The following is a 23,574-nucleotide window of genomic DNA, read 5'->3' as shown; positions in this document are numbered from 1 at the left end:
CGGCGGCAAGGCCCGCGGGACGCGGGGCACAATCGGCCGATGTCCCTGTTCCGCCTCGCTGCCGCCGGCGCCTGCCTGGCCGCGCTCCTGTCCGGCTGCGCCACCCGTTCCGCCGACGTGGCACCGGTGCCCTCCGATCCCGCCGATTTCGCCACCTGGTCCTGCGACACACTGCATGCCGAGGCGGACCGGGTGCAGCGCAAGGCCGCCGACGTGGCCTACACGATGGACGAGCGCGTGGGCAACAACGTGATCGCACTCGGCGTGGGAGCCACGGTGTTCTGGCCCGCGCTGTTGGCGATGCGGCCCAACGGCCCGGACGCCGCGGAGCTGGCCGGCCTGCGCGGCCGCTACGACACGCTGCAGCAGGTCCTCACGGCCCGCGCCTGCCCGCCGTTGCCCGACACGCTGACCGCGGAGCAGCTCGCCGCGCTGCCGTTGCAGGTGGGCGAGCGGCTGGTGTACGAGGAGCGCCAGGGGCGCAGCGCCGCGCGGGAGCTGGGGCTGCGGCTGCAGTCGGTACGGCGGGGGCAGCTCGATTTCGGCGCCGACATCGCGGGCCGGCCGCTGGCGGTGCAGTGGCAGCAGGACGCCTCTGGCAACGTGGTGCCGATGCAGTCGCCCGACAGCCTCGTCTACTGGACTCGCCTGCTGCGCCCCGAGCTCGCCCTCGGCGACGTGCTGTCGGGCGAGGTGCATCACACCGCGGGGCTGCAGGGCCGGCTGCGCGGGCAGGTGATCGCCGTTGGCGTGCAGACGGGTTTCGGCCGGCCGTTCGACGCGGCGGTGATCGAGCTGTACGGCGACGTGCCGTTCCGCAGCTATTCGTCGCGCCTGGACGGCGTGATGGTGGTGGACCGCAAGAGCGGCGTGCTGCTGCGCCTGGAGCTTCGCAGTGCCAATCCCGAGTTCATGCTGCGGCGCACCCTGCTGCGCGTGGAGCGTGCCGAGTAGCCGCGTTCACGGGCACGGTGCGCGGTTCACACTTCTTCACCCCCGGAGCGGAGACGGCTTTACCGCATGGCGCAATGCTGGCGACCTCGATGATTTCCAGGGGAGTCGCTCCATGATGACCACCGCCCTCTCGCTCTCGCCGTCGGCCCGCCGCGTGGCAGCCGGCCTGTTGCTGGCCGGCGCCGCCCTTGCCGCGCCGTTCGCCTCGCGGGCCGAGGCGCCGCCCCCTCCGCCCGGCCCGCATTCCATGGGCGGCGGCCTCATGGGCGGCTGGATGATGTCGGGCCGCGGCCTGGACCGCATGCTTGACGGGGTCAAGGCCACGCCTGAGCAGCGTGAGCAGATCCGCAAGATCGCCGACGCCGCGGGCGCCGACCTGAAGTCGCAGCGCGAGGCGGCCCGCGGGCTGCGCCAGCAGAGCGTGGCCCTGTTCACCGCGCCGACGATCGACGCCGCGGCGGCCGAGTCGCTGCGCCAGCAGATGCTGGCCCAGCAGGACCAGCGGTCGCGCCGCATGCTGCAGGCGATGCTCGACGTGGGCAACGTGCTGACGCCCGAACAGCGGCAGCAGCTGGCCGAGCGCGCGGCCGAGCGCCGCGACGGCGGCCACCGCCACCGCCCCGGCGAACGGGGCCCGCGGGGCGAGCGGGAGCATCGGGGTTGAGTGCAACGACCATGCCTGCCATGCTGTCCGCCACCGAAACGCCCCCGGCCGCCGCGCGGCCCGCGGGACACGCCTACCATCCGGCCATGACTGCGCAACGCCTGCTCCTGATCGACGACGACGCACGCCTGACCAGCATGGTTGGCGACTACCTGCGCCAGGCGGGCTTCGAGATCGACGTGGCTGGATCGCTCGCCGCCGGCCGCGAGCGCCTGCGCCTGGGCCACTACGACGCGCTGGTGCTCGACCTGATGCTGCCCGACGGCGACGGCCTCGACCTCACCCGCGAGCTGCGCGGCGAGGCGCGGACGCGGCGCCTGCCGCTGCTGATGCTCACGGCGCGCGGCGAGCCGATGGACCGCATCGTCGGCCTGGAGATCGGCGCCGACGACTACCTGCCCAAGCCGTTCGAGCCGCGTGAGCTGCTGGCGCGGGTGAAGGCGCTGCTGCGCCGCGCCTCGCCCGAGCCGGCCGCCGACGAGGTGCTGCGCTTCGGCCGGTTGGAGATCGACCTCGGGGCGCGCCAGGCCTACCTCGGCGGCCAGCCCTGCGACCTGACCAGCCACCAGTTCGACCTGCTCGTCGTGCTGGCGCAGAGCCCCGGGCGCGTGCTCTCGCGCGACCAGATCATGGATGCGCTGAAGGGCCATCCGCTCGAAGCCTTCGATCGTTCGATCGACGTGCACATCTCGCGCATCCGCGCGCTGATCGAGGACGATCCGAAGAACCCCAAGCGCGTGCTGACCGTGCGCGGCGTGGGCTACCTCTTCGCGCGCAAGCAGGACGGCGAATCCTGATGATGCCGGCGTGCCGCCCGCCGGCGGCCCGCTGGCGCGGCGGGAGGCCCGGTTGAAATCGCTCTACCTGCGGGTCTGGCTCACGGTGGTGGCCGTGCTGGCGCTGTTCGCCATCGGCTCCGGCTGGCTGGTGCAGCGCCACATGGAGCGTGAGCGCGGCCGCGTCGATGCACTGGCGGCGGAGCGTGTGGCCGCCTGGGCCGACCTGATCCAGCGCTCGCTGCCCGGCGCGGAAGCGGCGCCCGAGGAGCAGGCCGAAGCGGTGCTGGAGTGGTCGCAGCGCCTGCGCATGCCGCTGGCGCTGGACGATGCCCGCGGGCGGCGGATCGTCGCCACGGTCACCTTCGAGCGGCGGGCCGGCAATCCCGATGCGCCGCCGCCGCGCATCTTCCCGATCCGCTTCGCCGACGGCCGCACCCTGTGGGTGATGCGCCCCGTGCTGCTGCGCCTGCCGCGCAGCAGCGAGGGCCTGCGCGTCGAAGGCCCTCGCCCCGAAGGCCTGCACCCTGGCCGGGTGCAGCTCGACGCGCTGCGGTTTCGCGGGGTGGACGACGACTTCCTGCTGCCGCCGTCCTGGTTCCCGTTCGCGCCACCGGGCTGGGGCCGCGGCGTCGGCATGGTGGCGGTGCTGGCGGTGCTGTTCGCGGCGATCGCGATCGGTGCGTTTCCCGTGGTGCGCCGCCTCACGCGGCGCCTGGAGGCGCTCAAGCAGGGCGTCGAGCGCTTTGGCAGCGGCGCGCTGCACCACCGGGTCGACGAAGGCGGGCGCGACGAGGTCGCGGCCGTCGCCGCCAGCTTCAACCGTGCGGCGGAGCGCATCGAAGGGCTGGTCAAGTCGAACCAGTCGCTGCTGGCCAATGCCAGCCACGAACTGCGCTCGCCGCTGGCCCGGTTGAAGATGGCGGTCTCCCTGCTGGACAACGATGCCGCCTGCGAGCCGGTGCGCCGCGAGCAGCTGCGGCGTGAGATCCACACCAACATCGCCGAGCTGGACGCGCTCGTCGAGGAGGTGCTGATGGCCAGCCGGCTCGATGCGCAGGCCGGGATGGAGCACGAGCCCGTCGAGCTGGTGGGGCTCGGGGCCGAGGAGGCGGCGCGCCTGCAGGCCGAGGTGCAGGCCCCCGATGGGGCCCTGACGGTGCGCGGCGACGAGCGCCTGCTGCGCCGTGCGATACGCAACCTGCTCGAGAACGCACGCCGCTACGGTGGCGACGAGGTCGAGCTCATCATGCGGCGGACGGCCCGCGGCGTGGAACTGCGGGTCTGCGACCGCGGCCCGGGCGTGCCCGAGAACATGCGCGAGCGGATCTTCGAGCCGTTCTTCCGGCTGCCCGGCCACGCCGAGCGGGCCGGCGGCGTCGGGCTGGGCCTGAGCCTGGTGCGCCAGATCGCAGAGCGCCATGGCGGCGGCGTGCGCTGCGAGGCGCGCGAGGGCGGCGGCAGCTGCTTCGTGATCGACCTGCCGGCAGGCGCCTAAGCGCGCTGCCGCTGCACCCAGGCGAGCAGGCCCACCAGGCCGAGCGCGGCGGCGACGAGCCCGGCCGTGGAGGCTGCCCAGAATCCGGGCGCCCCCTGGACCGCGGCGGGTGCCCCGTCCGCCCAGCCGAACACCAGGGCGTAGCCGCCGCCCAGCCCGATGCCCCAGATCGCGCTGGCGTAGATCAGCAGCGGCACGGTCGCGATGCGGTAGGCGCGCAGCACGAACGACGCGAGGCACTGCATCGCGTCGCCCATGTGGAAGACCGCCACCCACGCCAGCAGCGGCAGCGCCGCGGCGACGATGACCGGATCGGCGGTATAGGCGCGCACCACCCACTCGCGAGACACCAGCACCAGCAGCCCCACCGCGGCGGCCAGGCCCGCGCCCAGGCCCAGCCCGCGCCAGCCCAGCCGCCGCGCCTGGTCCATCGCGCCGGCCCCGATCGACTGGGCCACCAGCGTGCTCGTCGCGTTGGCCAGCGACAGCGGCAGCATGTACATCATCGCCACCAGGTTGGCGGCGATCTGGTGGCCGGCCACCGCGGTGGGCGACAGCCGCGAGATGAAGAACGCCATGAAGGTGAAGCCGGTGACCTCGATGCCGATCGACAGTCCCATCGGGATGCCCAGCCGCAGCTGTGCCGCCAGCGCCGGGCGGCTGGGCGGCCGCAGGCCATGCCCCCACAGGCGGAACGGCGCGTAGAAGGGGTCGCGCCGCAGCAGCACGACGGCGGCGGCGAACTGCGCCCACATCGCGATGCAGGTCGCCAGGCCACAGCCGGCCACACCCATCGGCGCGACCGGGCCGGCACCGTAGACGAAGAGGAACGACAGCGGCAGCTTCAACGCGAGCCCGCCGAGCTGCAGGGCGGTGACGGCCTTGGGCCGCGACACCGCCGTGTTGAAGCCGCGGTAGGCGGTGAACAGCAGCGCCGCGGGCAGAGAGAGCGCCAGGGCGCCGGTGTAGCCCCGCACCTTGTCGGCGACGTCGGGCGTCGCGCGCGCCAACAGCAGGAAGGGCTGCGGAAAGGCCAGCAGCGTGCTGCCCACCACCGACAGCCCGAGCGCCAGCCACACGGCCTGGTGCAGCTGGGCGCCGGCCTCCTCCAGCCTGCGCGCGCCGTAGAGCTGCCCGACGATCGGGCCGAGCGCGAGCACCACGCCCATCAGCCCGATGAACACGGTGATGTAGGCCGCACCGCCCACCGCGAGCGCCGCCAGGTCGGCCGCCGCGTAGCGGGCGACGAGCATCGTGTCGATGGTGCCGAAGGCCAGCACCGCCAGTTGGCCGACCAGCAGCGGCCATGCCAGCCGGGCGATGCGGCGTGCATCCTCCCGCAGGCTGCGCGGCGCGTCAGCCGGCGGCCGACCCTCGCGCGGGCCTTCAGCCGCCAAGGGCGTCGGGCGGCGGGTGGTCGGCGCCGCTGGACCGGCGGGCGCGCTCGGCATACCGGTTGAAGCGCCAGGCCGTGCCTTCGCGCGTGATGCGCCGCCAGACGATGCGCTTCTCGGCCGGCGACATCTGCGGCCAGTGCTGCACTTCGCCTTCCGTGCGGCCGCAGCCCTTGCACACCGGGTCGCCCTGGGCGGTGGAGCAGATGGCGATGCACGGTGCGTCGGGTGTGTGCGCGTACCAGCCCAGCCAGGCCTCGCGCGCCTCGGGCGGCATCGACGCCTCGTCGCACTGGTCCTCGCGGTAGTACACCATCAGCGCGTACACCTCGGCCAGCGCGCGCACTTCGGGGCAGGCGGTGATGCCGTCGGGCGAGGGCGACCGCTCGCGCCACCAGTTGATGGCTGCTTCGATGTCGAGGATGTGGATGCCCGCCATGGTCGTGTCTCGGGGCGGCGCGTCAGTCCTGCGCCTGGGCGATCTGCACGAGCGCGGCCTCGGCGGCACTGCGGGCGCCGCTGGCGGTCCAGTCGATCGGCGCTTCGGCCAGCGCGGCGGCTTCGGTCTTCAGCCGCTTGACCCACGCACCCGCCTCGCGGCCTTCCGGCAGGCCCAGGCTCTGCAGCAGCACCGTGCCGTCGGCGGCCACCAGCTTGAAGAAGAAGCGGCCGTCGGCCTCCCGGTACTGCTTGAAGAGGGCCAGCGCCGGCTTGTCGGCCGCGGTGTGCACCGGCGCGGCCTGCGGCACCGCCACCATCGGGCGCAGCCCCACCGCGTGCCGCAGTTCGGCGAGGAAGGGCGTGGCCACCTTGCGTGCCTTGGCCGCGCCGTGCTGCAGCACCTCCTCGATGCGTTCGGGGTGGGCCATCAGGTCGGCGTAGCGCGCCCGCAGCGGTGCGATGTGGTCTTCGATCAGCGCCACCAGCCGCTGCTTGGCTTCGCCCCAGCCGAGGCCGGCGCGCAGGTCGGCGTGGAAGGCGCTGCGCTGCGCCGCGGACGCGAAGGCGTCGTGGATCGTCACCAGCGCTGCGCCTTCGGGCTCCTTCGGCTCGCCGGGCAGGCGTGAATCGGTGACGATGCGCGCGACCGCTTCCTTCAGCCCCTTCGAGCCACCCTCGAACAGCGGGACGGTGTTGTCGTAGCTCTTCGACATCTTGCGGCCATCGAGCCCGGGCAGCGTGGCCAGTTCCTCGTCGATCTCGGCGCGCGGCAGCACGAAGAGTTCACGCCCCTGGCCGAACAGGTGGTTGAAGCGCTGTGCCATGTCGCGCGCCATCTCGATGTGCTGCACCTGGTCGCGGCCCACCGGCACGCGGTGCGCGTTGAACAGCAGGATGTCCGCGGCCATCAGCACCGGGTAGCTGAAGAGGCCCATCGTGATGCCGGCGTCCGGATCCTCGCCGGCCGCCGTGTTGGCGTCGGTCGCCGCCTTGTAGGCGTGGGCGCGGTTCATCAGGCCCTTGGCACAGACGCAGGTCAGCAGCCAGGTGAGCTCGGTCGTCTCGGGGATGTCGCTCTGGCGGTAGAACGTGGCGCGGTCGGTGTCGAGCCCGCCGGCGATCCAGGTCGCTGCGATCTCCAGCCGTGAACGCTCGATGCGCGCCGGCTCGTCGCACTTGATCAGCGCGTGGTAGTCGGCGAGGAAGAAGAAGCTCTCCACGCCGGGCTGGCGGCTCGCCTCGATGGCGGGGCGGATGGCGCCGACGTAGTTGCCCAGGTGGGGCGTGCCGGTGGTGGTGATGCCGGTGAGGACGCGTTCGGTCATGGTGTTGGGGGTGCCCAGGCGGCAGGGGAGGGGCATTCTAGGGGCGGGGGGGTACCCCTCGTCGGTACACTGCCGCGCCTCATGAAACGCATCGTCATCCTGATTTCCGGCCGCGGCTCCAACATGCAGGCGATCGTCGACGCCTGCGCGCGCGAGGGGTGGCCGGCGACGGTGGCGGCGGTGCTCAGCAACCGGCCGGACGCCGCGGGGCTGGCTTTCGCGCAGGCGCGTGGCATCGCCACGGCCACGGTGGACCACAAGTCATTCGATTCGCGCGAGGCGTTCGATGCCGCGCTCGCCGAGGCGATCGACGGCTTCGCCCCCGATCTCGTCGTGCTCGCGGGTTTCATGCGCATCCTGGGCGAGGCGTTCGTGCGCCGCTACGAGGGGCGGATGCTGAACATCCACCCTTCGTTGCTGCCGGCGTTCCCGGGGCTGCACACCCACCGGCGCGCGATCGAGGCGGGTTGCGTGGAGGCCGGCGCCACCGTGCACTTCGTGACGCCCGAACTGGACCACGGGCCCATCGTCGCGCAGGTGGCGGTGCCGATCCTGCCGGGCGACGACGAGGGCACGCTGGCTGCGCGGGTGCTGCAGGAGGAACACCGGCTGTATCCGCAGGCGGTTCGCGCGGTGGTCGAGGGCCGCTCGGCAGCTTAGAAGAGCCCCGCGGCCGTGTTGATCGCCAGGGCCAGCAGCACGGTGTTGAACAGGAAGCTCAGCACGGCCTGCGCCAGCACCCAGCGGCGGATGTTCCTGTCGAGCACGGCGACATCGGAGGTCTGCGAGGTGGCCGCCAGCGTGAAGGAGAAATACAGGAAGTCGCCGTAGGTCGGCGGATCGCGCTCGCTGGTACCGGGAAAGTGCAGCCCGTGGCCCGGCCTGTGCCGATGGCGGTAGTACAGGCTGGCGTACGAGAGCGCGAAGAGCGTGGCCAGCAGCAGCCACGAGCCCAGCAGCGTCACCAGCGTCAGCGCGACGTGCGGCCAGGCCGGGTCGGCGCCCTGCCTGGTGCGCGACAGTTCCAGCACGATGGCCGCCAGCGTGAACACCACGGCGCAGACCGCCGCCGACATCACGGCCGGCGCGCCCTCGGCGTGCGCGACGGCGAGGTTGCGCAAGCGGTCGTGCGTGGACCGCAGCATCATCAGCCACGTGCTGGCCAGGTAGAACCAGGTGCCCGCGTTCCAGCCGGCGAGCGTGCGGGTGGAGCCGTTCCAGGTGGAGGGCAACAGCCACCCGGCGGCCGAACCCAGGGCGATGCCGATCAGCAGCCGGGGGTGGGCACGGAGATGGCGCAGCACGTCGAGGAGCGGCCGGAAGCCGGGGTGGAAAAGGGGGCGGGGATAATCGGGACATGCATCCTAATGCCCTCGTGGACCTGGCCGCCGAACTGCTGCGCGCCGTACTCAAGTTCGATTCTCCCGCCGACGGCGTGGTGTCCGCCTTCTTCCGCAAGCACCGCACGCTCGGCCCGCGCGAGCGCCACACGCTGGCTGAGACGGCCTATGCCGTCGTGCGCCAACGCATGCTGTTCCAGCATCTGGCGCAAAGCGGCAGCGGGCCGGTCGAGCGGCGGCTCGCGCTGCTGGGGTGGCAAGGTAACGAGGGGTTCCTGCGGGGGGCGCTCAGCCCGCAGGAGCAGGCGTGGCTGGGCGAGGTGCAAGCCATCGATCGCGCCAGCCTCGCCCCCAAGCTGCGGCACAACCTGCCGGACTGGCTGGCGCAGCCGCTGGAGCAGGCGTTGGGCGCGCAGGAGTTCGCGTTGCTCGCGGACAGCCTGAACCAGCCGGCGCCCCTGGACCTGCGCGTCAACACGTACAAGGGCAAGCGCGCCGAGGTGCAGGCCGCGTTGGCGGCCGCGGGCATCGAATCGTCGCCGACGCCTTACTCGCCCTGGGGCCTGCGGGTGCCGGGCAAGCCGGCGATCAACAAGCTCGACGTGTTCACGCGGGGCGACGTCGAGGTGCAGGATGAGGGCAGCCAGCTGCTGGCACTGATCACCGACGCCAAGCGGGGCGAGATGGTGGTCGACTTCTGCGCGGGGGCTGGCGGCAAGACGCTGGCGCTGGGCGCGGCGATGCGCAACACCGGCCGCTTGTACGCCTTCGACGTCTCCGGTCACCGCCTCGATGCGCTGAAGCCGCGCCTGGCCCGCAGCGGCTTGTCGAACGTGTATCCGGCGCAGATCGCACACGAGCGCGACGAACGCATCAAGCGGCTCGCGGGAAAGATCGACCGCGTGCTGGTGGACGCACCCTGCTCCGGCCTGGGAACGCTGCGCCGCAATCCGGACCTGAAATGGCGCCAGTCGCCGCAGACAGTGCAGTCGCTCAAGACCCAGCAGGCGGCCATCCTCGAGAGCGCCGCCCGCATGGTCAAGCCGGGTGGACGGCTCGTTTATGCGACTTGCAGCCTGTTGGCGGCAGAAAACGAGGAAATAGCGGCGGGTTTCAGCGACGGGCATGCGGAATGGTCGCTGCTGCCGGTCGAACCCCTCCTGGCAGGCGCCAAGGTGGCCGCTGCCGGCGATTTGGTCGCCGGCCCCTTCCTGCGCCTGTGGCCGCACCGCCACGCGACCGACGGTTTTTTTGCGGCCGTATGGGAACGACGCTGAGAAATCGGGGTCTCAGCAGGGTCACGTGTTGATTTGCAGCAAACGCGCAGCGAACTGACGTGATCGCGATGCAGCCTTCTCGGAGAATGACCGGTGCGAGCTGCGTAGTTTCACGGTCTGTGCAGCGCGCGCAGCACCTACAATCCGTGGGTTCTCCGAAAGGCTCTCAATGAATGGTTTGATGACAGTGTGGAGCGCAGTCGTCGACTGGCTGGCACACGGCGCACTGCAGGCTACCTGGTGGCAAGTGTTGCTTTATACGCTGGTAACGACGCACATCACGATCGCTGCTGTCACTATCTTCCTACATCGCAGCCAGGCACACCGCTCGCTCGACCTGCACCCCATCCCGCAGCACTTCTTCCGCCTGTGGCTGTGGCTGGGCACCGGCATGGTCACCAAGCAATGGGTCGCGATCCATCGTAAGCACCACGCCAAGTGCGAGACCGAGGAAGATCCGCACAGCCCGCAGACCCGCGGCATCAAGAAGGTGCTGCTCGAGGGGGCGGAGCTGTACCGCGCCGAGTCCAAGAACGGCGAGACGATGGAGAAGTACGGTCGCGGCACGCCGGACGACTGGATCGAGCGCAATCTGTATACGCGCTACTCGTGGCAGGGCGTCGGCCTCATGCTGCTGATCAACCTGTTCCTGTTCGGGGCGATCGGCCTGACGGTGTGGGCGGTGCAGATGCTGTGGATCCCGATCAACGCGGCCGGCATCATCAACGGCATCGGTCACTACTGGGGCTATCGAAACTTCGAAGCGGCTGACGCGTCCACCAATGTGTCTCCCTGGGGTGTGATCATTGGCGGCGAGGAGCTGCACAACAACCACCACACGTATCCCACCTCGGCCAAGTTCTCGATCAAGAAGTACGAGTTCGACATCGGCTGGGGCTACATCCGGGCGATGGAGATGATTGGGTGGGCGAAGGTGCGCAAGACGGCGCCGCAGCTGAAGCTCGGCCAAGTCAAGCCGGTGGCCGACGACAAGACGCTGGAGGCGGTGATCGCCCATCGCTACGAGGTCATGGCGTCCTATGCCGCGGAGCTTCGGCGCGCCTGTGCGCTCGAGTTGCAGCACTTGAAGGCGCAGGGGGCCAAGAACTCGGCGCGGTGGACCCAGATGCGCCTTGCGGAGCGCTGGCTGCATCGCGACGACGACAAGATCCCGCACGGCGTCAAGGCCCATGTGGTCGGTGCGATGGCGCAAAGCCCTGCACTGACGAAGCTCGTCGCGATGCGCGAAGAGCTGCGCCAGATCTGGACGCGAACCAATGTGTCCGCAGAGCAGCTGGTGGTGGAGTTGCAGGCTTGGTGCAAGCGCGCCGAGGACAGCGGGATCACCGCGCTGCACGACTTTTCGATGAAGCTGCGGGCGGTGCGGGCCTGACACTCGGCCGGTACGATGCGCGACGCGCTGTGCGCGTCGCGACAGAAAAGGGGAGCCGGCAGGCTCCTTTTTTTTGTGCGGTGCCGGACGACGTCGATGGGCGTACGCGCAAGGGTTGCGACCTGCCGGTGCGGGTGCCGCCACGCTCTCCTGCGGTGTGCAGTGTCCTTGCGCGCTCTCCGGCCGGTCTCGAGGGCTCGGAGGTGCTTCCTGCGCAGGTGGAGAGGCGCACGTACAGTACGTACACGCCGCGCGCGTGCCGCCCGTCCCGCGCAGTTTGCCGACGGGAGAGTCGGCCATGAAAAAGGGCCGCTGAGAGCGGCCCTTTCACGGTGCGAAGCGAATCACTTCAGCTTCGTTTCCTTGTACAGCACGTGCTTGCGCGCCTTCGGATCGAACTTCAGGAATTCCAGCTTTTCAGGCGTGGTCTTCTTGTTCTTGTTCGTCGTGTAGAAATGACCGGTGCCGGCAGTCGACTCCAGCTTGATCTTCTCGCGTCCGCCTTTGGTGGCCATGCGTTGCTCCTAGCGTGCGTAGGGGATTACAGCGCGCCCTTGGCGCGCAGGTCGGCCACGACTTGGTCGATGCCGACCTTGTCGATCAGCCGCAGGGCTGCATTGCTGATGCGCAGGCGCACCCAGCGGTTCTCGGTTTCAAGCCAGAAGCGGCGGTACTGCAGGTTAGGCAGCCAGCGACGCTTGGTCTTGTTGTTGGCGTGGGAGACGTTGTTTCCCACCATCGGGCCCTTGCCCGTGACTTGACAGACGCGTGCCATGACGACGCTTCTCCGTTAGAGTTCGGTTCAGCCGGTTTCCGGCAAAGACCGCGAGTATAGCAGCTTAAGCCGCTTGCTCCAAGAACCGTTGTGCGTCAAGAGCAGCCATGCAGCCCGTACCCGCGCTGGTGATGGCTTGGCGGTAGACATGGTCCTGCACGTCGCCCGCCGCAAACACGCCGGGCACGCTGGTCATGGTCGCGAGGCCTTCGAGGCCGGAACGGGTCACGATGTAGCCGTCCTTCATCTCGAGCTGACCCTTGAAGATGTCGGTGTTCGGGTGGTGGCCGATGGCGATGAAGCAGCCCTTGACGGTCAAGTCGGTCGACGAGCCGTCCTGCACGTTCTTCAGGCGCACACCCGTCACGCCGGAGGCGTCGCCGAGCACCTCGTCGAGCTGCTGGAAGAGGTGGAGTTGCATCTTGCCGGCCGCCACCTTGTCCATCAGCTTGTCGATCAGGATCGCCTCCGCACGGAACTTGTCGCGGCGGTGGATCAGGTGCACCTTGGTGGCAATGTTGGACAAATACAGCGCCTCCTCCACGGCGGTGTTGCCGCCGCCGACCACGCATACTTCTTCGCCGCGATAGAAAAATCCGTCGCAGGTGGCGCAGCCGCTGACGCCGCGGCCCATGAAGGCCTGCTCGCTCGGCAGGCCCAGGTATTTGGCGCTGGCGCCCGTGGCGATGACGAGCGCATCGCAGGTGTAGGTGCCGGCATCGCCCTTCAGCGTGAACGGCCGCTTGGACAGATCGACTTCGTTGATGTGGTCGAACACGATCTGCGTGTTGAACCGCTCGGCGTGCTGCTGGAAGCGCTGCATCAGGTCGGGCCCCATCACGCCGGCGACATCGGCGGGCCAGTTGTCGACATCGGTCGTAGTCATCAGCTGCCCGCCCTGGGCCAGGCCGGTGACCAGCATCGGCTTCAGGTTGGCGCGGGCTGCATAGATGGCTGCGGTGTAGCCGGCGGGGCCGGAGCCGAGGATCAGAACCTGGGCGTGGGAAGGGGTGGCTGCGGTCATGGAAGCTTTCTTACGGAATGCGGGGCGCGCCTTGCGCCCGCGACCAGTTTGTCATGGCGCCGGCCTCCCCTGGCGGCAAGGCTGTCAATGGGCACAATAGTGAAATTGTAGGCAGCCCCCTTAACCAATAGCGTCAGCGGCCGATAAACAGGCAGATCTGATGCAGGAGCCAAAGATGTCAATGCTTTCGAACCTTGACTTGATCCGCCGTGTGCCGTTGTTTTCGCTGCTGACCAACGACCAGGCGCAAGCCATCGCCGACAGTGTTGTCAAGCGTCGGTTTCGCCGGGGCGAGCTGGTGGTCGAGCAGGGCCGCAAGAGCAATGCGCTCTTCATCCTGCTGAATGGCCGGGCACGCGTGCTGACCGCCGACACGCGCGGACGTGAGGTCATCCTCGCGGTGCTGGAGTCGGGCGACTACGTCGGCGAGATGAGCCTGATCGACAACGAGCCGCACTCGGCCACCGTGCGCGCCGAGATCCAGACCGACATGCTGATCCTCGGCCGGGCCGAGTTCGCGCGCTGCCTGCCGGAGAACTCCAGCCTCGCCTACGCCATCATGCGCGGCCTGGTCCAGCGTCTGCGCAGCGCCGACCGGCAGATCGAATCTCTCGCGCTGCTCGACGTCTACGGACGTGTTGCGCGCACGCTGCTCGAAATGGCCGAAGACGTGAACGGCGTGCAACTGATTCGCAACAAGGTGTCTCGCCAGGACATGGCCAAGGTCGTCGGCGCCTCCCGCGAGATGGTCAGCCGGGTGATGAAGGACCTGGAGGAGCGCGGCGTCATCGAGACGCAGGAGAACGGCTCCGTCATCATCAAGGACAAGATGCAGGCGCAGCCGGAGTGAGCCGGCGCCGGGGGCGCGATGCGCCACAATCCCGGCCATGACGTTTCCGCTAGGGTCCCTGCGCACCGAACCCGGTGCGGCGACAACCACACGCGGCGCCGCACGGGCCGCCGCCGCCTCGAATACCCACGCTGCCGCGGCCGCCGCAGCACCTGCCCGCCGCGAGGCCAGCCTGCGCCTGCGCCTGCAATTGATGCTCGCCGTCGGCGGCGTACTCTGGCTGCTCGGCCTGTTGGCCCTGCTCACGCACAGCCCGGCCGATCCGGGCTTCTCGACCTCCGGCAGCGGCGGCCCGCTCGCGAACAAGGCCGGGCTGCTGGGGGCCTGGGGCTCCGATTGCGCGCTGTACCTCTTCGGCCATTCGGTGTGGTGGCTGCCGCTGGTGGCGGCGCGCGCCTGGTTGTCCGCGCTGTCGCGCGGGCTGCGCGGTGAGGTCGATCCGCCGCCCGGCGTGGCCCGCTTCTGGCTGGGCCTCGTGCTGCTGATGGCGGCGAGCACCGCGCTGGAGTGGACGCGCCTCTACCGCTTCGAAGACCTGCTGCCCGGGCCCGCAGGCGGCGTCCTCGGCTTCCTGCTGGGGCCGGTGTCGATGAAGTGGCTGGGCTTTGCCGGTTCCGGCGTGCTGTGGATCGCCGTGCTGGTGGCCGGCATGTCGATGGCGCTGCATTTTTCGTGGCTGCGCGTCGCCGACCGGCTGGGCGAACTGATCGACGGGCTGCGCTCGCGCCGCCAGGAGCGCCGAGAGCGCGCCGAAGACCAGCGCATCGGCGAACAGGCGCAGCGCGAGCGCGATGAGACGGTGGAGGTCGAGCGGCAGGTCGTCGAGGACCATGCGCCCATCGTGATCGAGCCGACGATGGTCGAGGTGCCCAAGTCCACCCGCGTGGCCAAGGAGCGCCAGAAGCCGCTGTTCCGCGAGCTGAGCGACACCAAGCTGCCGCAGGTCGACCTGCTCGACGCCGCGCCCGGCCGCATGGAGACGGTGACGCCCGAGACGCTGGAGATGACCAGCCGCCTCATCGAGAAGAAGCTGAAGGACTTCGGCGTCGAGGTGCGGGTGGTCGCGGCCTCGCCCGGCCCGGTGATCACCCGCTACGAGATCGAGCCCGCCACCGGCGTGAAGGGTTCGCAGGTCGTCAACCTTGCGAAGGACCTGGCGCGCTCGCTGAGCCTGGTCAGCATCCGCGTCGTCGAGACGATCCCCGGCAAGAACTACATGGCGCTGGAACTGCCCAACGCCAAGCGCCAGACCATCCGCCTGGCCGAGATCCTCGGCTCGCAGGTGTATGCCGACGCGGCCTCGCAGCTCACGATGGGCCTGGGCAAGGACATCATTGGCGCACCCATCGTCGCCGACCTGGCCAAGATGCCGCATTGCCTGGTGGCCGGCACCACCGGCTCGGGCAAGTCGGTTGGCATCAACGCGATGATCCTCAGCCTGCTCTACAAGGCCGAGGCCCGCGACGTCCGCCTGATCCTGATCGATCCGAAGATGCTCGAGATGAGCGTCTACGAAGGCATTCCGCACCTGCTGTGCCCGGTGGTCACCGACATGAAGCAGGCCGGCAACGCGCTCAACTGGTGCGTGGCCGAAATGGAGCGCCGCTACAAGCTGATGAGCAAGCTGGGCGTGCGCAACCTGGCCGGCTACAACAAGAAGATCGACGAGGCGACGGCGGCCGGCGAGAAGATCGGCAACCCGTTCAGCCTCACGCCGGAAGAGCCCGAGCCGCTCGAACGCCTGCCGTTCATCGTCGTCGTGATCGACGAGCTGGCCGACCTGATGATGGTGGTCGGCAAGAAGATCGAGGAGCTGATCGCCCGCCTGGCGCAGAAGGCGCGCGCGGCCGGCATCCACCTGATCCTGGCCACGCAGCGGCCCTCGGTCGACGTGATCACCGGCCTCATCAAGGCCAACATCCCGACGCGCCTGTCGTTCCAGGTCAGCAGCAAGATCGACAGCCGCACCATCCTCGACCAGATGGGCGCCGAGGCGCTGCTGGGCATGGGCGACATGCTCTACATGCCTTCGGGCACGGGCTTGCCGGTGCGCGTGCACGGCGCCTTCGTCAGCGATGACGAAGTGCACCGCGTCGTCGAATACCTGAAGAGCCAGGGCGAGCCCAACTACATCGAGGGCCTGCTCGAAGGCGGCACCCTGGAGGGCGAGGACGGCGAGCCGCCCGCGCCCGGCGAGGCCAACGGCGAGGCCGACCCGATGTACGACCAGGCCGTGGCCATCGTGCTGCAGCACAAGCGTGCATCGATCTCGCTGGTGCAGCGCCACCTGCGCATCGGCTACAACCGCGCCGCGCGGCTGCTGGAACAAATGGAGAAATCGGGCCTCGTATCCAGCATGGCGACCAATGGCAACCGCGACCTGCTGGTGCCCCGGAGAGACGAATGAATGCCCTCAGACCCTGGCTCGGCGCATCGGCCTGCCTCGTCGTGGCGATGGCCGCGGTGGCCATGCCCGCGCATGCGGATGCCGTGGACACGCTGCGCGAGTTCGTGCGCGACGTGAAGACAGGCCGTGCCGACTTCACCCAGACCGTCACCTCGCCCGACGGCGCCAAGAAGAAGGTCTCCACCGGCCAGTTCGAGTTCGCGCGGCCCGATCGTTTCCGCTTCGCCTACGCCAAGCCGTTCGAGCAGCTGGTGGTGGGCGACGGGCAGCAGGTGTGGCTGTACGACGCCGATCTCAACCAGGTCAGCGTGCGCGGCATGAGCGGCGCGCTCGGCGCGACGCCGGCCGCCTTGCTGGCAGGCAAGTCGCTCGACCAGGACTTCGAGCTGTCGGCCCAGCCCAGCGCGCAGGGGCTCGACTGGGCGTTGGCCACGCCGAAGCAGAAGGACGGTGCGTTCCAGTCGCTGCGCGTGGGCTTCCGCGGCAAGGTGCTGGCGGCGGTGGAGATCGTCGACGGCTTCGGCCAGCGGTCGGTGCTCGAGTTCCGCGACATGCAGACCAATGTCGCGCTGGGCGAACAGGCCTTCAGGTTCGTGCCTCCCAAGGGCGCGGAGGTGCTGAAGCAGCCTTGAGCGCGCGCCCCGCCGGCGCGCGGGGTGCGCCTCAGTTCTCGAACGGCTCGTCGAACAGGCCCATGTCGGCGCTGCTCATCAGCCGCTCGATGTCCATCAGGATCAGCATGCGCTCGGTATCGCCCATCGTCACGCTGCCCAGGCCATGGATGTAGCTGGCGTCGATCAACGCGTTGAACTCGGGTGCGGGCTGGATGCGCTCCGGCGGCATCTCGAGCACGTCGCTCACGGCATCGACGACGATGCCCACGGTGCGCCCGGCGATGTTGAGGATGATGACGACGGTGAAGGCGTCGATCTCGACGTTGTCCAGCCCGAAGCGGGCGCGCAGGTCGATGATCGGCACGATCACCCCGCGCAGGTTCACCACGCCCTTGAAGAAGGCCGGCGCATGGGCGATGCGCGTGGGCGGCTCGTAGCCGCGGATCTCCTGCACCTTCAGGATGTCGATGCCGTACTCCTCGGCGCCCAGCTTGAACGACAGCACCTCGCGCGGTGCATCGGCTGCGGCACTGACGGCGGACGATTCGGCGGCGGTGGTGACGCTCATGGGTCTTCTCCTCGGATGTTCGACGCGGCGCAGTGTCTCCCCGGGGGCGGCGGACGAAGCCGCAAAAAGGGCGGGGAAAGGCCGCCACAATCCTGCGCATGACCGAGTCGCTGTTCGATGACCTGCCGCTGCCCGGGCGGGCTGCGCCGCCCGCGCCGCTGCAGCCTTCCGGCGCCGAGCTCGCCGGCGCGCCGCTCGCGGAGCGGCTGCGTCCGCGCACGCTCGACGACGTGATCGGCCAGCGCCACCTGCTCGGCCCCGGCAAGCCGCTGCGCACCGCCTTCGAGACGGGCCGCCTGCATTCGATGATCCTCTGGGGTCCGCCCGGCGTCGGCAAGACCACGCTGGCGCGGCTGATGGCCGGTGCGTTCGATGCGCAGTTCATCGTGCTGTCCGCGGTGCTCGGCGGCGTGAAGGACATCCGCGAGGCGGTGGACCGGGCGCAGGCGGCACGCGGCGCTGGCCGGGCGAGCGTGGTCTTCGTCGACGAGGTGCACCGCTTCAACAAGGCGCAGCAGGACGCCTTCCTGCCGCACGTGGAAGCGGGCCTGTTCACCTTCATCGGTGCGACCACCGAGAACCCGAGCTTCGAGGTCAACTCCGCGCTGCTGTCGCGGGCGACGGTGCATGTGTTGAAGGCGCTCGATGCCGAGGACATGGCCGCGCTGATCGCGCGCGCGCAGGCGCTGCTGGCGGCGCCGCCGCTGTCCGATGCCGCGCGCGACCGGCTCGTGGGGTATGCGGACGGCGACGCCCGCCGGCTGCTGAACGCCTACGACAACCTCGTCAGCCTGGCCGGCACGGTGCCCGCGCTGGACGAGGCGGCCCTCGAACGCTCGCTGGGCGAGCAGCTGCGCCGTTACGACAAGGGCGGCGAGCAGTTCTACGACACGATCTCCGCGCTGCACAAGTCGGTGCGCGGCTCCGACCCGGACGCGGCGCTGTACTGGCTGGCTCGCATGCTGGACGGCGGCGTCGATCCCCGCTACATCATCCGGCGCGTCGTGCGCATGGCCAGCGAAGACATCGGGCTGGCGGATCCCCGCGCGCTGCGGCTGTCGCTCGATGCCGCCGAGACCTACGAGCGCCTGGGCTCGCCCGAAGGCGAACTGACGATCGCCCAGGCCGTGGTCTACCTCGCGATGGCACCCAAGTCCAACGCCGTGTATGGCGCGTGGAATGCGGTGCGCGCCTTCGTCAAGCAGGACGGCACCCGCCCCGTCCCGCTGCACCTGCGCAACGCCCCGACGCGGCTGATGAAGGACCTGGACTACGGCCGCGACTACCGCTACGCGCACGACGAGCCGGAAGGCTTCGCCGCCGGCGAGTCGTACCTGCCCGAGGGCATGGCCGAGCCGCGCTTTTACCGGCCGGTGCGCCGGGGCCTGGAACTGCGCATCGGCGAGCGGCTGCAGGAGCTGCGCGACCTCAACGAACAGGCCCGCAAGCCGCGCTGAGCCTGGCTGCGCGGCCCCGGCATCGGTCCATGCCGAACGGGTTAGTACCGGCCTGCCGCCCCGATGGCCACTCCTACAATCCGCGCCGCCGGGCATGACGGATGTGCGGCACAACGGGGTGGTACGGCATGCACGGCCGGTTTCTTGCTACCCCCAGAAGAAGAGCTGCGGCCCGCCCATGAGGCGGGGTGCAGTGCGGGATCAACCGGAGGCTACTTCCCGATGGACACCTTTTTTCAACAGATCATCAATGGTCTGGTGCTGGGCAGCATGTACGCGCTCGTGGCACTGGGCTACACGATGGTCTACGGCATCATCAACCTGATCAATTTCGCGCACGGGGAAGTGCTGATGGTGGGGGCGCTCACCAGCTGGACGGTCGTCACCGCGCTGTCCGATTCCGGATTGCCCGGCTGGGCCCTGCTGCTGATCTCGCTGCCCTGCGCCATCGTCGTCTGCGCGGCGCTGAACTTCACGATCGAGAAGGTCGCCTACCGGCCGCTGCGCAACGCGCCGCGGCTGGCGCCGCTGATCACCGCGATGGGCATGAGCCTGCTGCTGCAGACCCTCGCGATGATCCTCTGGAAGCCCAACCCCAAGCCCTATCCGCTGCTGCTGCCCACCGACCCGATCGACCTGGGCGGCCCGGTGATCAGCGTCACGCAGATCATCATCCTGGTCAGCACCGTCGTCATCCTCGGCGGCCTGCTGTGGCTGGTCAACAAGACCAAGCTCGGCCGCGCGATGCGCGCCACCGCCGAGAACCCCCGCGTCGCCTCGCTGATGGGCGTGCGGCCCGACATGGTCATCTCCGCCACCTTCATCATCGGGGCCTCGCTCGCCGCCGTCGCCGGCGTGATGTGGGCGGCCAACTACGGCACGGTGCAGCACTCGATGGGCTTCCTGCCCGGCCTCAAGGCCTTCACCGCGGCGGTGATGGGCGGCATCGGCAACCTCACCGGGGCGATGGTCGGGGGCGTGCTGCTGGGCCTGATCGAGGCCATCGGCGCCGGCTACCTCGGCGAGCTGACCGGCGGCGTGCTCGGCAGCCACTACGCGGACATCTTCGCGTTCATCGCGCTGATCCTCGTGCTGACGCTGCGGCCCTCGGGCCTGCTCGGCGAACGCGTGGCCGACCGCGCGTGAGGACGCTGCCATGAAGAACAAGTTCGTCGTCTTCCTCCTGGCGGCCCTCGCGCTGATCGCCCTGCCGCTGATCGCGCAGCAGTTCGGTGCGGGCTGGGTCCGCATCATGGCCATCGCGCTGCTGTACGTGCTGCTGGCGCTGGGCCTGAACATCGTCGTCGGCTACGCCGGCCTGCTCGACCTCGGCTTCGTCGCGTTCTACGCGGTCGGGGCGTACATGTTTGCGCTGCTCGCGTCGCCCCACCTCTCGGAAACCTTCGAGGGCTTCAAGGCGATGTTCCCGAACGGGCTGCACACGCCCATCTGGCTCGTGGTGCCGCTGGCCGCACTGCTGGCGGCCATCGCCGGCATCCTGCTCGGCACCCCGGTGCTCAAGCTGCGCGGCGACTACCTCGCCATCGTCACGCTGGGCTTCGGCGAAATCATCCGGGTGTTCATGAACAACCTGGAGCACCCGGTCAACATCACCAACGGGCCGCGCGGCCTGGACCGCATCGACTCGATGCGGATCTTCGGCTTCGACTTCGGCAAGGCGGTCGACATCGGCGACTTCCGCATCCCGTCCGTCACGCTCTACTACTACCTGTTCCTCGCGCTGGTCGTCGTCAGCGTGGTGATCTGCCACCGCCTCGAGACCTCCCGCATCGGGCGCGCCTGGATGGCCATCCGCGAGGACGAGATCGCCGCCAAGGCGATGGGCATCAACACCCGCAACATGAAGCTGCTGGCGTTTGCGATGGGCGCCACGTTCGGCGGCGTCTCCGGCGCGATGTTCGCGGCCTTCCAGGGCTTCGTGTCGCCCGAGTCGTTCAGCCTCATGGAGAGCGTGATGATCGTGGCGATGGTGGTGCTGGGCGGCCTGGGGCACCTGCCGGGGGTGATCCTCGGCGCGGTGATGCTCGCGGCGCTGCCGGAGGTGCTGCGCTACGTGGCCGGCCCGCTGCAGGAGATGACGGGCGGCCGGCTCGACGCCGCCATCCTGCGCCAGCTGCTGATCGCGTCCGCGATGATCACCATCATGCTCGTGCGTCCCCGCGGCTTGTGGCCCTCGCCGGAACACGGCAAGGCCGCCCCGAGCCCCGTCAAGTGAACCCAGGACACGCAGCAACATGAGCACCCCCGTTCTCGAAGTCAGCGGTGTGTCCAAGCGGTTCGGCGGCCTTCAGGCGCTGTCGGACGTGGGCATCACCATCCAGCCCGGCCAGGTCTACGGCCTCATCGGCCCCAACGGCGCCGGCAAGACCACCTTCTTCAACGTGCTGACCGGGCTGTACACGCCCGACTCGGGCACCTTCAAGCTGGGCGGCGCGCCCTACCAGCCCACCGCGGTCCACGAGGTGGCCAAGGCCGGCATCGCGCGGACGTTCCAGAACATCCGGCTGTTCGCCGAGATGACCGCCCTCGAAAACGTCATGGTGGGCCGGCATGTGCGTACCAAGTCGGGCCTCGGCGGCGCGGTCTTCCGCACCCGCGGCTTCAAGGAGGAGGAACGCGCCATCGCCGAGCGTGCCCGCGAGCTGCTGGAGTACGTCGGCGTCGCCAAATACGCCGACTACAAGGCGCGCACGCTGAGCTACGGCGACCAGCGCCGCCTGGAGATCGCCCGCGCGCTCGCCACCGACCCCAAGCTGATCGCGCTCGACGAGCCCGCGGCGGGCATGAACGCGACCGAGAAGGTCACGCTGCGCGAGCTGATCAACCGCATCCGCGAGGATGGCCGCACCATCCTGCTGATCGAACACGACGTGAAGCTCGTGATGGGCCTGTGCGACCGGCTGACCGTGCTCGACTACGGCAAGCAGATCGCCGAGGGCACGCCGGCCGAGGTGCAGCGCAACGAGAAGGTGATCGAAGCCTACCTCGGCGCCGGACACGCCACCCACTGAAGCGGAGCAACACGATGAGCAAGAACACGCTGCTCCAGGTCAAGGGGCTGAAGGTAGCCTATGGCGGCATCCAGGCCGTCAAGGGCATCGATTTCGAGGTGAACGAGGGCGAGCTGGTGAGCCTCATCGGCGCCAACGGCGCCGGCAAGACCACCACGCTGAAGGCCGTCACCGGCATCCAGCCCGTGGGCGCCGGCGACATCCTCTACCTGGGCAAGCCGATCAGGGGCCAGGGCGCCTGGGACCTGGTGAAGCAGGGGCTGGTGATGGTGCCCGAGGGCCGCGGCACCTTCACCCGCATGACCATCACCGAGAACCTGCAGATGGGCGCCTTCGTGCGCAGCGACCGCGAGATCGACGCCGACATCGACAAGGTCTTCGGCATCTTCCCGCGCCTGAAGGAACGCCGCAACCAGCTCGCCGGCACCATGTCGGGCGGCGAGCAGCAGATGCTGGCGATGGGCCGCGCGCTGATGGCCCGGCCCAAGGTGCTGCTGCTGGACGAGCCGTCGATGGGCCTGTCGCCGATCATGGTCGACAAGATCTTCGAGGTCGTCGAGACCATCCACAAGCAGGGCGTGACGATGCTGCTGGTCGAGCAGAACGCCAGCCGCGCGCTGGCGCTGGCCGACCGCGGCTACGTGATGGACTCCGGCGAGATCACGATGGGCGGCGACGCGAAGGTGCTGCTCAACGACCCGAAGGTGCGCGCCGCCTACCTGGGCGAGTAGGCGCAGCGCCGGGCGCCCGGTCAGTCGACCGTCGCGCCCGACTGCTTGACCACGCGCTCGTACTTCGCGAGTTCGGACTTCACGAAGCCGCCGAACTGCGCCGGCGTCGTCGGCGAGGCTTCGGCCATCAGCGTGGCCAGCCGGGCCTTCACGTCGGCGGAGCCGAGCGCGTCGACGAAGGCGCGGTTCAGCCGCTGCACGGTCGCTTCCGGCATGCCGGCCGGGCCGAGCAGGCCGAACCAGGTGTTGATGTCGAACTTCCCGAGGCCCACCGCGCCGCCTTGCTCGGCGATCGTCGGCACCTCCGGCATCGCGCTGGCGCGCCGGGCGGTGGTGACCGCGATCGCCTTCAGCTTGCCGGACTTGATGTTGGCCGACGCGGTGGCGAGGTTGTCGAAGTTGAGGTCGACCTGCCCCGACAGCAGCGCGAGCTGCGCGGGGTTGCCGCCGCCGTAGGGGATGTGCACGAGGAACAGCCCCGCCTGCGACTTGAACATCTCGCCGGCCAGGTGGCCCGCGCTGCCGTTGCCGCCCGAGCCGTAGTTCAGCTTGCCGGGGTTGCGCTTGGCGTAGTCGACCAGGTCGCGCAGGTTGTTGATCTTCAGGCGCGCCGCGGTCTCGGCGTTCATCACCAGCACGTTGGGCACCTGGGCGACGAGGGTGATCGGCGTGAAGTCGCGGATCGGGTCGTAGGGAATGCGCCGGAAGAGCCACGGGTTGATCGCGTGCGTTGCGACGGCGCCCATCACGATGGTCTGGCCGTCGGGCGCCGCCTTGGCCACCAGGTCGGCACCCAGGTTGCCGCCGGCGCCGGCGCGGTTCTCGACGATGACGGTGCCCAGCGAGTCGTTGACGGCCTGTGCCAGCGCGCGGGCGATCAGGTCGAGCGGGCCGCCGGGAGCGTAGGGCACGACCAGGCGGATCGGGCGGGCGCCGGTCTGGGCGGCGGCGGGCGAGGCGGCGCCGAGCGCAGCGGCGAAGGGGGCGGCCGCGTGCGCGGCCAGCCAGGCGAGGGAGGTACGGCGGTTCATCCGCCGAGCATACCCATTCGCCG

At 69.7% G+C, this 23,574-nt stretch carries 24 protein-coding genes; 15 read left to right on the top strand and 9 right to left on the bottom strand.

What is annotated here, in order from left to right; all coding sequences use genetic code 11:
- Positions 1-39 precede the first annotated feature (39 nt).
- The 4 genes from V4F39_RS05485 to V4F39_RS05470 all read left to right on the top strand — a co-directional run bounded on the left by V4F39_RS05485 (position 40) and on the right by V4F39_RS05470 (position 3,892).
- A complete protein-coding gene (locus V4F39_RS05485) occupies positions 40-954 on the top strand; it encodes a hypothetical protein (RefSeq protein ID WP_332288298.1) in 915 nt (304 codons plus the stop codon).
- Between the two features lie 112 nt (positions 955-1,066).
- Positions 1,067-1,618, top strand: a complete 552-nt coding sequence (locus V4F39_RS05480) for a Spy/CpxP family protein refolding chaperone (protein ID WP_332288297.1) — start codon at positions 1,067-1,069, stop codon at positions 1,616-1,618.
- 86 nt (positions 1,619-1,704) lie between these two features.
- Positions 1,705-2,415, top strand: coding sequence for a response regulator transcription factor (locus tag V4F39_RS05475; protein WP_332288296.1), 711 nt, complete (start codon positions 1,705-1,707; stop codon positions 2,413-2,415).
- 10 nt (positions 2,416-2,425) lie between these two features.
- A complete protein-coding gene (locus tag V4F39_RS05470) occupies positions 2,426-3,892 on the top strand; it encodes a sensor histidine kinase (RefSeq protein WP_332288295.1) in 1,467 nt (488 codons plus the stop codon).
- Here the strand turns inward: V4F39_RS05470 and V4F39_RS05465 are convergent.
- The 3 genes from V4F39_RS05465 to V4F39_RS05455 are packed head-to-tail and all read right to left on the bottom strand — an operon-like array spanning position 3,889 to position 7,052.
- Positions 3,889-5,289, bottom strand: coding sequence for an MATE family efflux transporter (locus V4F39_RS05465; protein ID WP_332288294.1), 1,401 nt, complete (start codon positions 5,287-5,289; stop codon positions 3,889-3,891). The two genes, V4F39_RS05470 and V4F39_RS05465, sit on opposite strands and share 4 nt — an antisense overlap.
- Positions 5,279-5,725 (bottom strand): DUF3717 domain-containing protein, encoded by a 447-nt coding sequence (locus V4F39_RS05460; RefSeq protein ID WP_332288293.1) that lies wholly within the window; start codon positions 5,723-5,725, stop codon positions 5,279-5,281. Before V4F39_RS05460 ends, V4F39_RS05465 begins: the two co-directional genes overlap by 11 nt.
- A 22-nt stretch (positions 5,726-5,747) precedes the next feature.
- Entirely contained in the window at positions 5,748-7,052 is a 1,305-nt protein-coding gene (locus V4F39_RS05455) for a tryptophan--tRNA ligase (RefSeq protein WP_332288292.1), read from the bottom strand.
- Positions 7,053-7,133: 81 nt separating this feature from the next.
- On the opposite strand from V4F39_RS05455, the gene purN reads away from it, so the two are divergent.
- The gene (gene purN / locus V4F39_RS05450; protein WP_332288291.1) at positions 7,134-7,712 is read left to right on the top strand and encodes a phosphoribosylglycinamide formyltransferase; all 579 of its coding nucleotides are present in this window, start codon (positions 7,134-7,136) and stop codon (positions 7,710-7,712) included.
- On the opposite strand, the gene V4F39_RS05445 is transcribed toward purN, so the two are convergent.
- On the bottom strand, positions 7,709-8,356 hold the full coding sequence (locus V4F39_RS05445; RefSeq protein ID WP_332288290.1) for a DUF1345 domain-containing protein: 648 nt from the start codon (positions 8,354-8,356) through the stop codon (positions 7,709-7,711). The two genes, purN and V4F39_RS05445, sit on opposite strands and share 4 nt — an antisense overlap.
- Positions 8,357-8,409: 53 nt before the next feature.
- Between V4F39_RS05445 and V4F39_RS05440 the strand changes: the two genes are divergently transcribed.
- Complete coding sequence (locus tag V4F39_RS05440) at positions 8,410-9,669, top strand: RsmB/NOP family class I SAM-dependent RNA methyltransferase (protein WP_332288289.1); 1,260 nt, start codon at positions 8,410-8,412, stop codon at positions 9,667-9,669.
- 181 nt (positions 9,670-9,850) lie between these two features.
- Entirely contained in the window at positions 9,851-11,062 is a 1,212-nt protein-coding gene (locus tag V4F39_RS05435) for a DesA family fatty acid desaturase (protein ID WP_378235079.1), read from the top strand.
- Between the two features lie 344 nt (positions 11,063-11,406).
- On the opposite strand, the gene rpmG is transcribed toward V4F39_RS05435, so the two are convergent.
- From rpmG to trxB, 3 genes are all read right to left on the bottom strand, one after another.
- Positions 11,407-11,577 (bottom strand): 50S ribosomal protein L33, encoded by a 171-nt coding sequence (gene rpmG, locus V4F39_RS05430; RefSeq protein WP_046113738.1) that lies wholly within the window; start codon positions 11,575-11,577, stop codon positions 11,407-11,409.
- Between the two features lie 26 nt (positions 11,578-11,603).
- Entirely contained in the window at positions 11,604-11,837 is a 234-nt protein-coding gene (gene rpmB / locus V4F39_RS05425) for a 50S ribosomal protein L28 (RefSeq protein WP_332288287.1), read from the bottom strand.
- A gap of 64 nt (positions 11,838-11,901) precedes the next feature.
- On the bottom strand, positions 11,902-12,861 hold the full coding sequence (gene trxB, locus V4F39_RS05420) for a thioredoxin-disulfide reductase (RefSeq protein WP_332288286.1): 960 nt from the start codon (positions 12,859-12,861) through the stop codon (positions 11,902-11,904).
- 175 nt (positions 12,862-13,036) lie between these two features.
- Between trxB and V4F39_RS05415 the strand changes: the two genes are divergently transcribed.
- The 3 genes from V4F39_RS05415 to lolA are packed head-to-tail and all read left to right on the top strand — an operon-like array spanning position 13,037 to position 16,750.
- Entirely contained in the window at positions 13,037-13,711 is a 675-nt protein-coding gene (locus tag V4F39_RS05415; protein WP_332288454.1) for a Crp/Fnr family transcriptional regulator, read from the top strand.
- 37 nt (positions 13,712-13,748) lie between these two features.
- Complete coding sequence (locus V4F39_RS05410) at positions 13,749-16,118, top strand: DNA translocase FtsK (protein ID WP_378235078.1); 2,370 nt, start codon at positions 13,749-13,751, stop codon at positions 16,116-16,118.
- A complete protein-coding gene (gene lolA, locus V4F39_RS05405; RefSeq protein ID WP_332288285.1) occupies positions 16,115-16,750 on the top strand; it encodes an outer membrane lipoprotein periplasmic chaperone LolA in 636 nt (211 codons plus the stop codon). Before V4F39_RS05410 ends, lolA begins: the two co-directional genes overlap by 4 nt.
- A gap of 31 nt (positions 16,751-16,781) precedes the next feature.
- Here lolA and V4F39_RS05400 read toward each other — a convergent pair whose 3' ends face one another.
- A complete protein-coding gene (locus tag V4F39_RS05400; RefSeq protein WP_332288284.1) occupies positions 16,782-17,300 on the bottom strand; it encodes a chemotaxis protein CheW in 519 nt (172 codons plus the stop codon).
- Between the two features lie 98 nt (positions 17,301-17,398).
- Here V4F39_RS05400 and V4F39_RS05395 point away from each other — a divergent pair, with 98 nt between their 5' ends.
- The 5 genes from V4F39_RS05395 to V4F39_RS05375 all read left to right on the top strand — a co-directional run bounded on the left by V4F39_RS05395 (position 17,399) and on the right by V4F39_RS05375 (position 22,520).
- On the top strand, positions 17,399-18,757 hold the full coding sequence (locus tag V4F39_RS05395) for a replication-associated recombination protein A (protein WP_332288283.1): 1,359 nt from the start codon (positions 17,399-17,401) through the stop codon (positions 18,755-18,757).
- A gap of 222 nt (positions 18,758-18,979) precedes the next feature.
- Complete coding sequence (locus V4F39_RS05390) at positions 18,980-19,903, top strand: branched-chain amino acid ABC transporter permease (protein ID WP_332288282.1); 924 nt, start codon at positions 18,980-18,982, stop codon at positions 19,901-19,903.
- A gap of 10 nt (positions 19,904-19,913) precedes the next feature.
- Positions 19,914-20,993, top strand: coding sequence for a branched-chain amino acid ABC transporter permease (locus V4F39_RS05385; protein ID WP_332288281.1), 1,080 nt, complete (start codon positions 19,914-19,916; stop codon positions 20,991-20,993).
- Positions 20,994-21,012: 19 nt separating this feature from the next.
- On the top strand, positions 21,013-21,789 hold the full coding sequence (locus V4F39_RS05380; protein WP_332288280.1) for an ABC transporter ATP-binding protein: 777 nt from the start codon (positions 21,013-21,015) through the stop codon (positions 21,787-21,789).
- A 14-nt stretch (positions 21,790-21,803) separates the two neighbouring features.
- Entirely contained in the window at positions 21,804-22,520 is a 717-nt protein-coding gene (locus V4F39_RS05375) for an ABC transporter ATP-binding protein (RefSeq protein ID WP_332288279.1), read from the top strand.
- A gap of 20 nt (positions 22,521-22,540) precedes the next feature.
- On the opposite strand, the gene V4F39_RS05370 is transcribed toward V4F39_RS05375, so the two are convergent.
- The gene (locus V4F39_RS05370) at positions 22,541-23,551 is read right to left on the bottom strand and encodes a Bug family tripartite tricarboxylate transporter substrate binding protein (RefSeq protein WP_332288278.1); all 1,011 of its coding nucleotides are present in this window, start codon (positions 23,549-23,551) and stop codon (positions 22,541-22,543) included.
- Between the last annotated feature and the right edge of the window lie 23 nt (positions 23,552-23,574).

This window comes from Aquincola agrisoli (assembly GCF_036621135.1).
Lineage (GTDB): Bacteria > Pseudomonadota > Gammaproteobacteria > Burkholderiales > Burkholderiaceae_C > Aquincola > Aquincola agrisoli.
Note: the sequence above shows the minus strand (reverse complement) of the source record. Positions and strands in the feature narration are given on the sequence as shown.

Bases quoted from the DNA above. Each gene is read 5' to 3' on its own strand.
- V4F39_RS05485 (WP_332288298.1), top strand. From the start codon at position 40: ATGTCCCTGTTCCGCCTCGCTGCCGCCGGCGCCTGCCTGGCCGCGCTC.
- V4F39_RS05480 (WP_332288297.1), top strand. From the start codon at position 1,067: ATGATGACCACCGCCCTCTCGCTCTCGCCGTCGGCCCGCCGCGTGGCA.
- V4F39_RS05475 (WP_332288296.1), top strand. From the start codon at position 1,705: ATGACTGCGCAACGCCTGCTCCTGATCGACGACGACGCACGCCTGACC.
- V4F39_RS05460 (WP_332288293.1), bottom strand. From the start codon at position 5,725: ATGGCGGGCATCCACATCCTCGACATCGAAGCAGCCATCAACTGGTGG.
- V4F39_RS05455 (WP_332288292.1), bottom strand. From the start codon at position 7,052: ATGACCGAACGCGTCCTCACCGGCATCACCACCACCGGCACGCCCCAC.
- purN (WP_332288291.1), top strand. From the start codon at position 7,134: ATGAAACGCATCGTCATCCTGATTTCCGGCCGCGGCTCCAACATGCAG.
- V4F39_RS05440 (WP_332288289.1), top strand. From the start codon at position 8,410: ATGCATCCTAATGCCCTCGTGGACCTGGCCGCCGAACTGCTGCGCGCC.
- V4F39_RS05435 (WP_378235079.1), top strand. From the start codon at position 9,851: ATGACAGTGTGGAGCGCAGTCGTCGACTGGCTGGCACACGGCGCACTG.
- rpmG (WP_046113738.1), bottom strand. From the start codon at position 11,577: ATGGCCACCAAAGGCGGACGCGAGAAGATCAAGCTGGAGTCGACTGCC.
- rpmB (WP_332288287.1), bottom strand. From the start codon at position 11,837: ATGGCACGCGTCTGTCAAGTCACGGGCAAGGGCCCGATGGTGGGAAAC.
- trxB (WP_332288286.1), bottom strand. From the start codon at position 12,861: ATGACCGCAGCCACCCCTTCCCACGCCCAGGTTCTGATCCTCGGCTCC.
- V4F39_RS05415 (WP_332288454.1), top strand. From the start codon at position 13,037: ATGTCAATGCTTTCGAACCTTGACTTGATCCGCCGTGTGCCGTTGTTT.
- V4F39_RS05410 (WP_378235078.1), top strand. From the start codon at position 13,749: ATGACGTTTCCGCTAGGGTCCCTGCGCACCGAACCCGGTGCGGCGACA.
- lolA (WP_332288285.1), top strand. From the start codon at position 16,115: ATGAATGCCCTCAGACCCTGGCTCGGCGCATCGGCCTGCCTCGTCGTG.
- V4F39_RS05400 (WP_332288284.1), bottom strand. From the start codon at position 17,300: ATGAGCGTCACCACCGCCGCCGAATCGTCCGCCGTCAGTGCCGCAGCC.
- V4F39_RS05395 (WP_332288283.1), top strand. From the start codon at position 17,399: ATGACCGAGTCGCTGTTCGATGACCTGCCGCTGCCCGGGCGGGCTGCG.
- V4F39_RS05390 (WP_332288282.1), top strand. From the start codon at position 18,980: ATGGACACCTTTTTTCAACAGATCATCAATGGTCTGGTGCTGGGCAGC.
- V4F39_RS05385 (WP_332288281.1), top strand. From the start codon at position 19,914: ATGAAGAACAAGTTCGTCGTCTTCCTCCTGGCGGCCCTCGCGCTGATC.
- V4F39_RS05380 (WP_332288280.1), top strand. From the start codon at position 21,013: ATGAGCACCCCCGTTCTCGAAGTCAGCGGTGTGTCCAAGCGGTTCGGC.
- V4F39_RS05375 (WP_332288279.1), top strand. From the start codon at position 21,804: ATGAGCAAGAACACGCTGCTCCAGGTCAAGGGGCTGAAGGTAGCCTAT.
- V4F39_RS05370 (WP_332288278.1), bottom strand. From the start codon at position 23,551: ATGAACCGCCGTACCTCCCTCGCCTGGCTGGCCGCGCACGCGGCCGCC.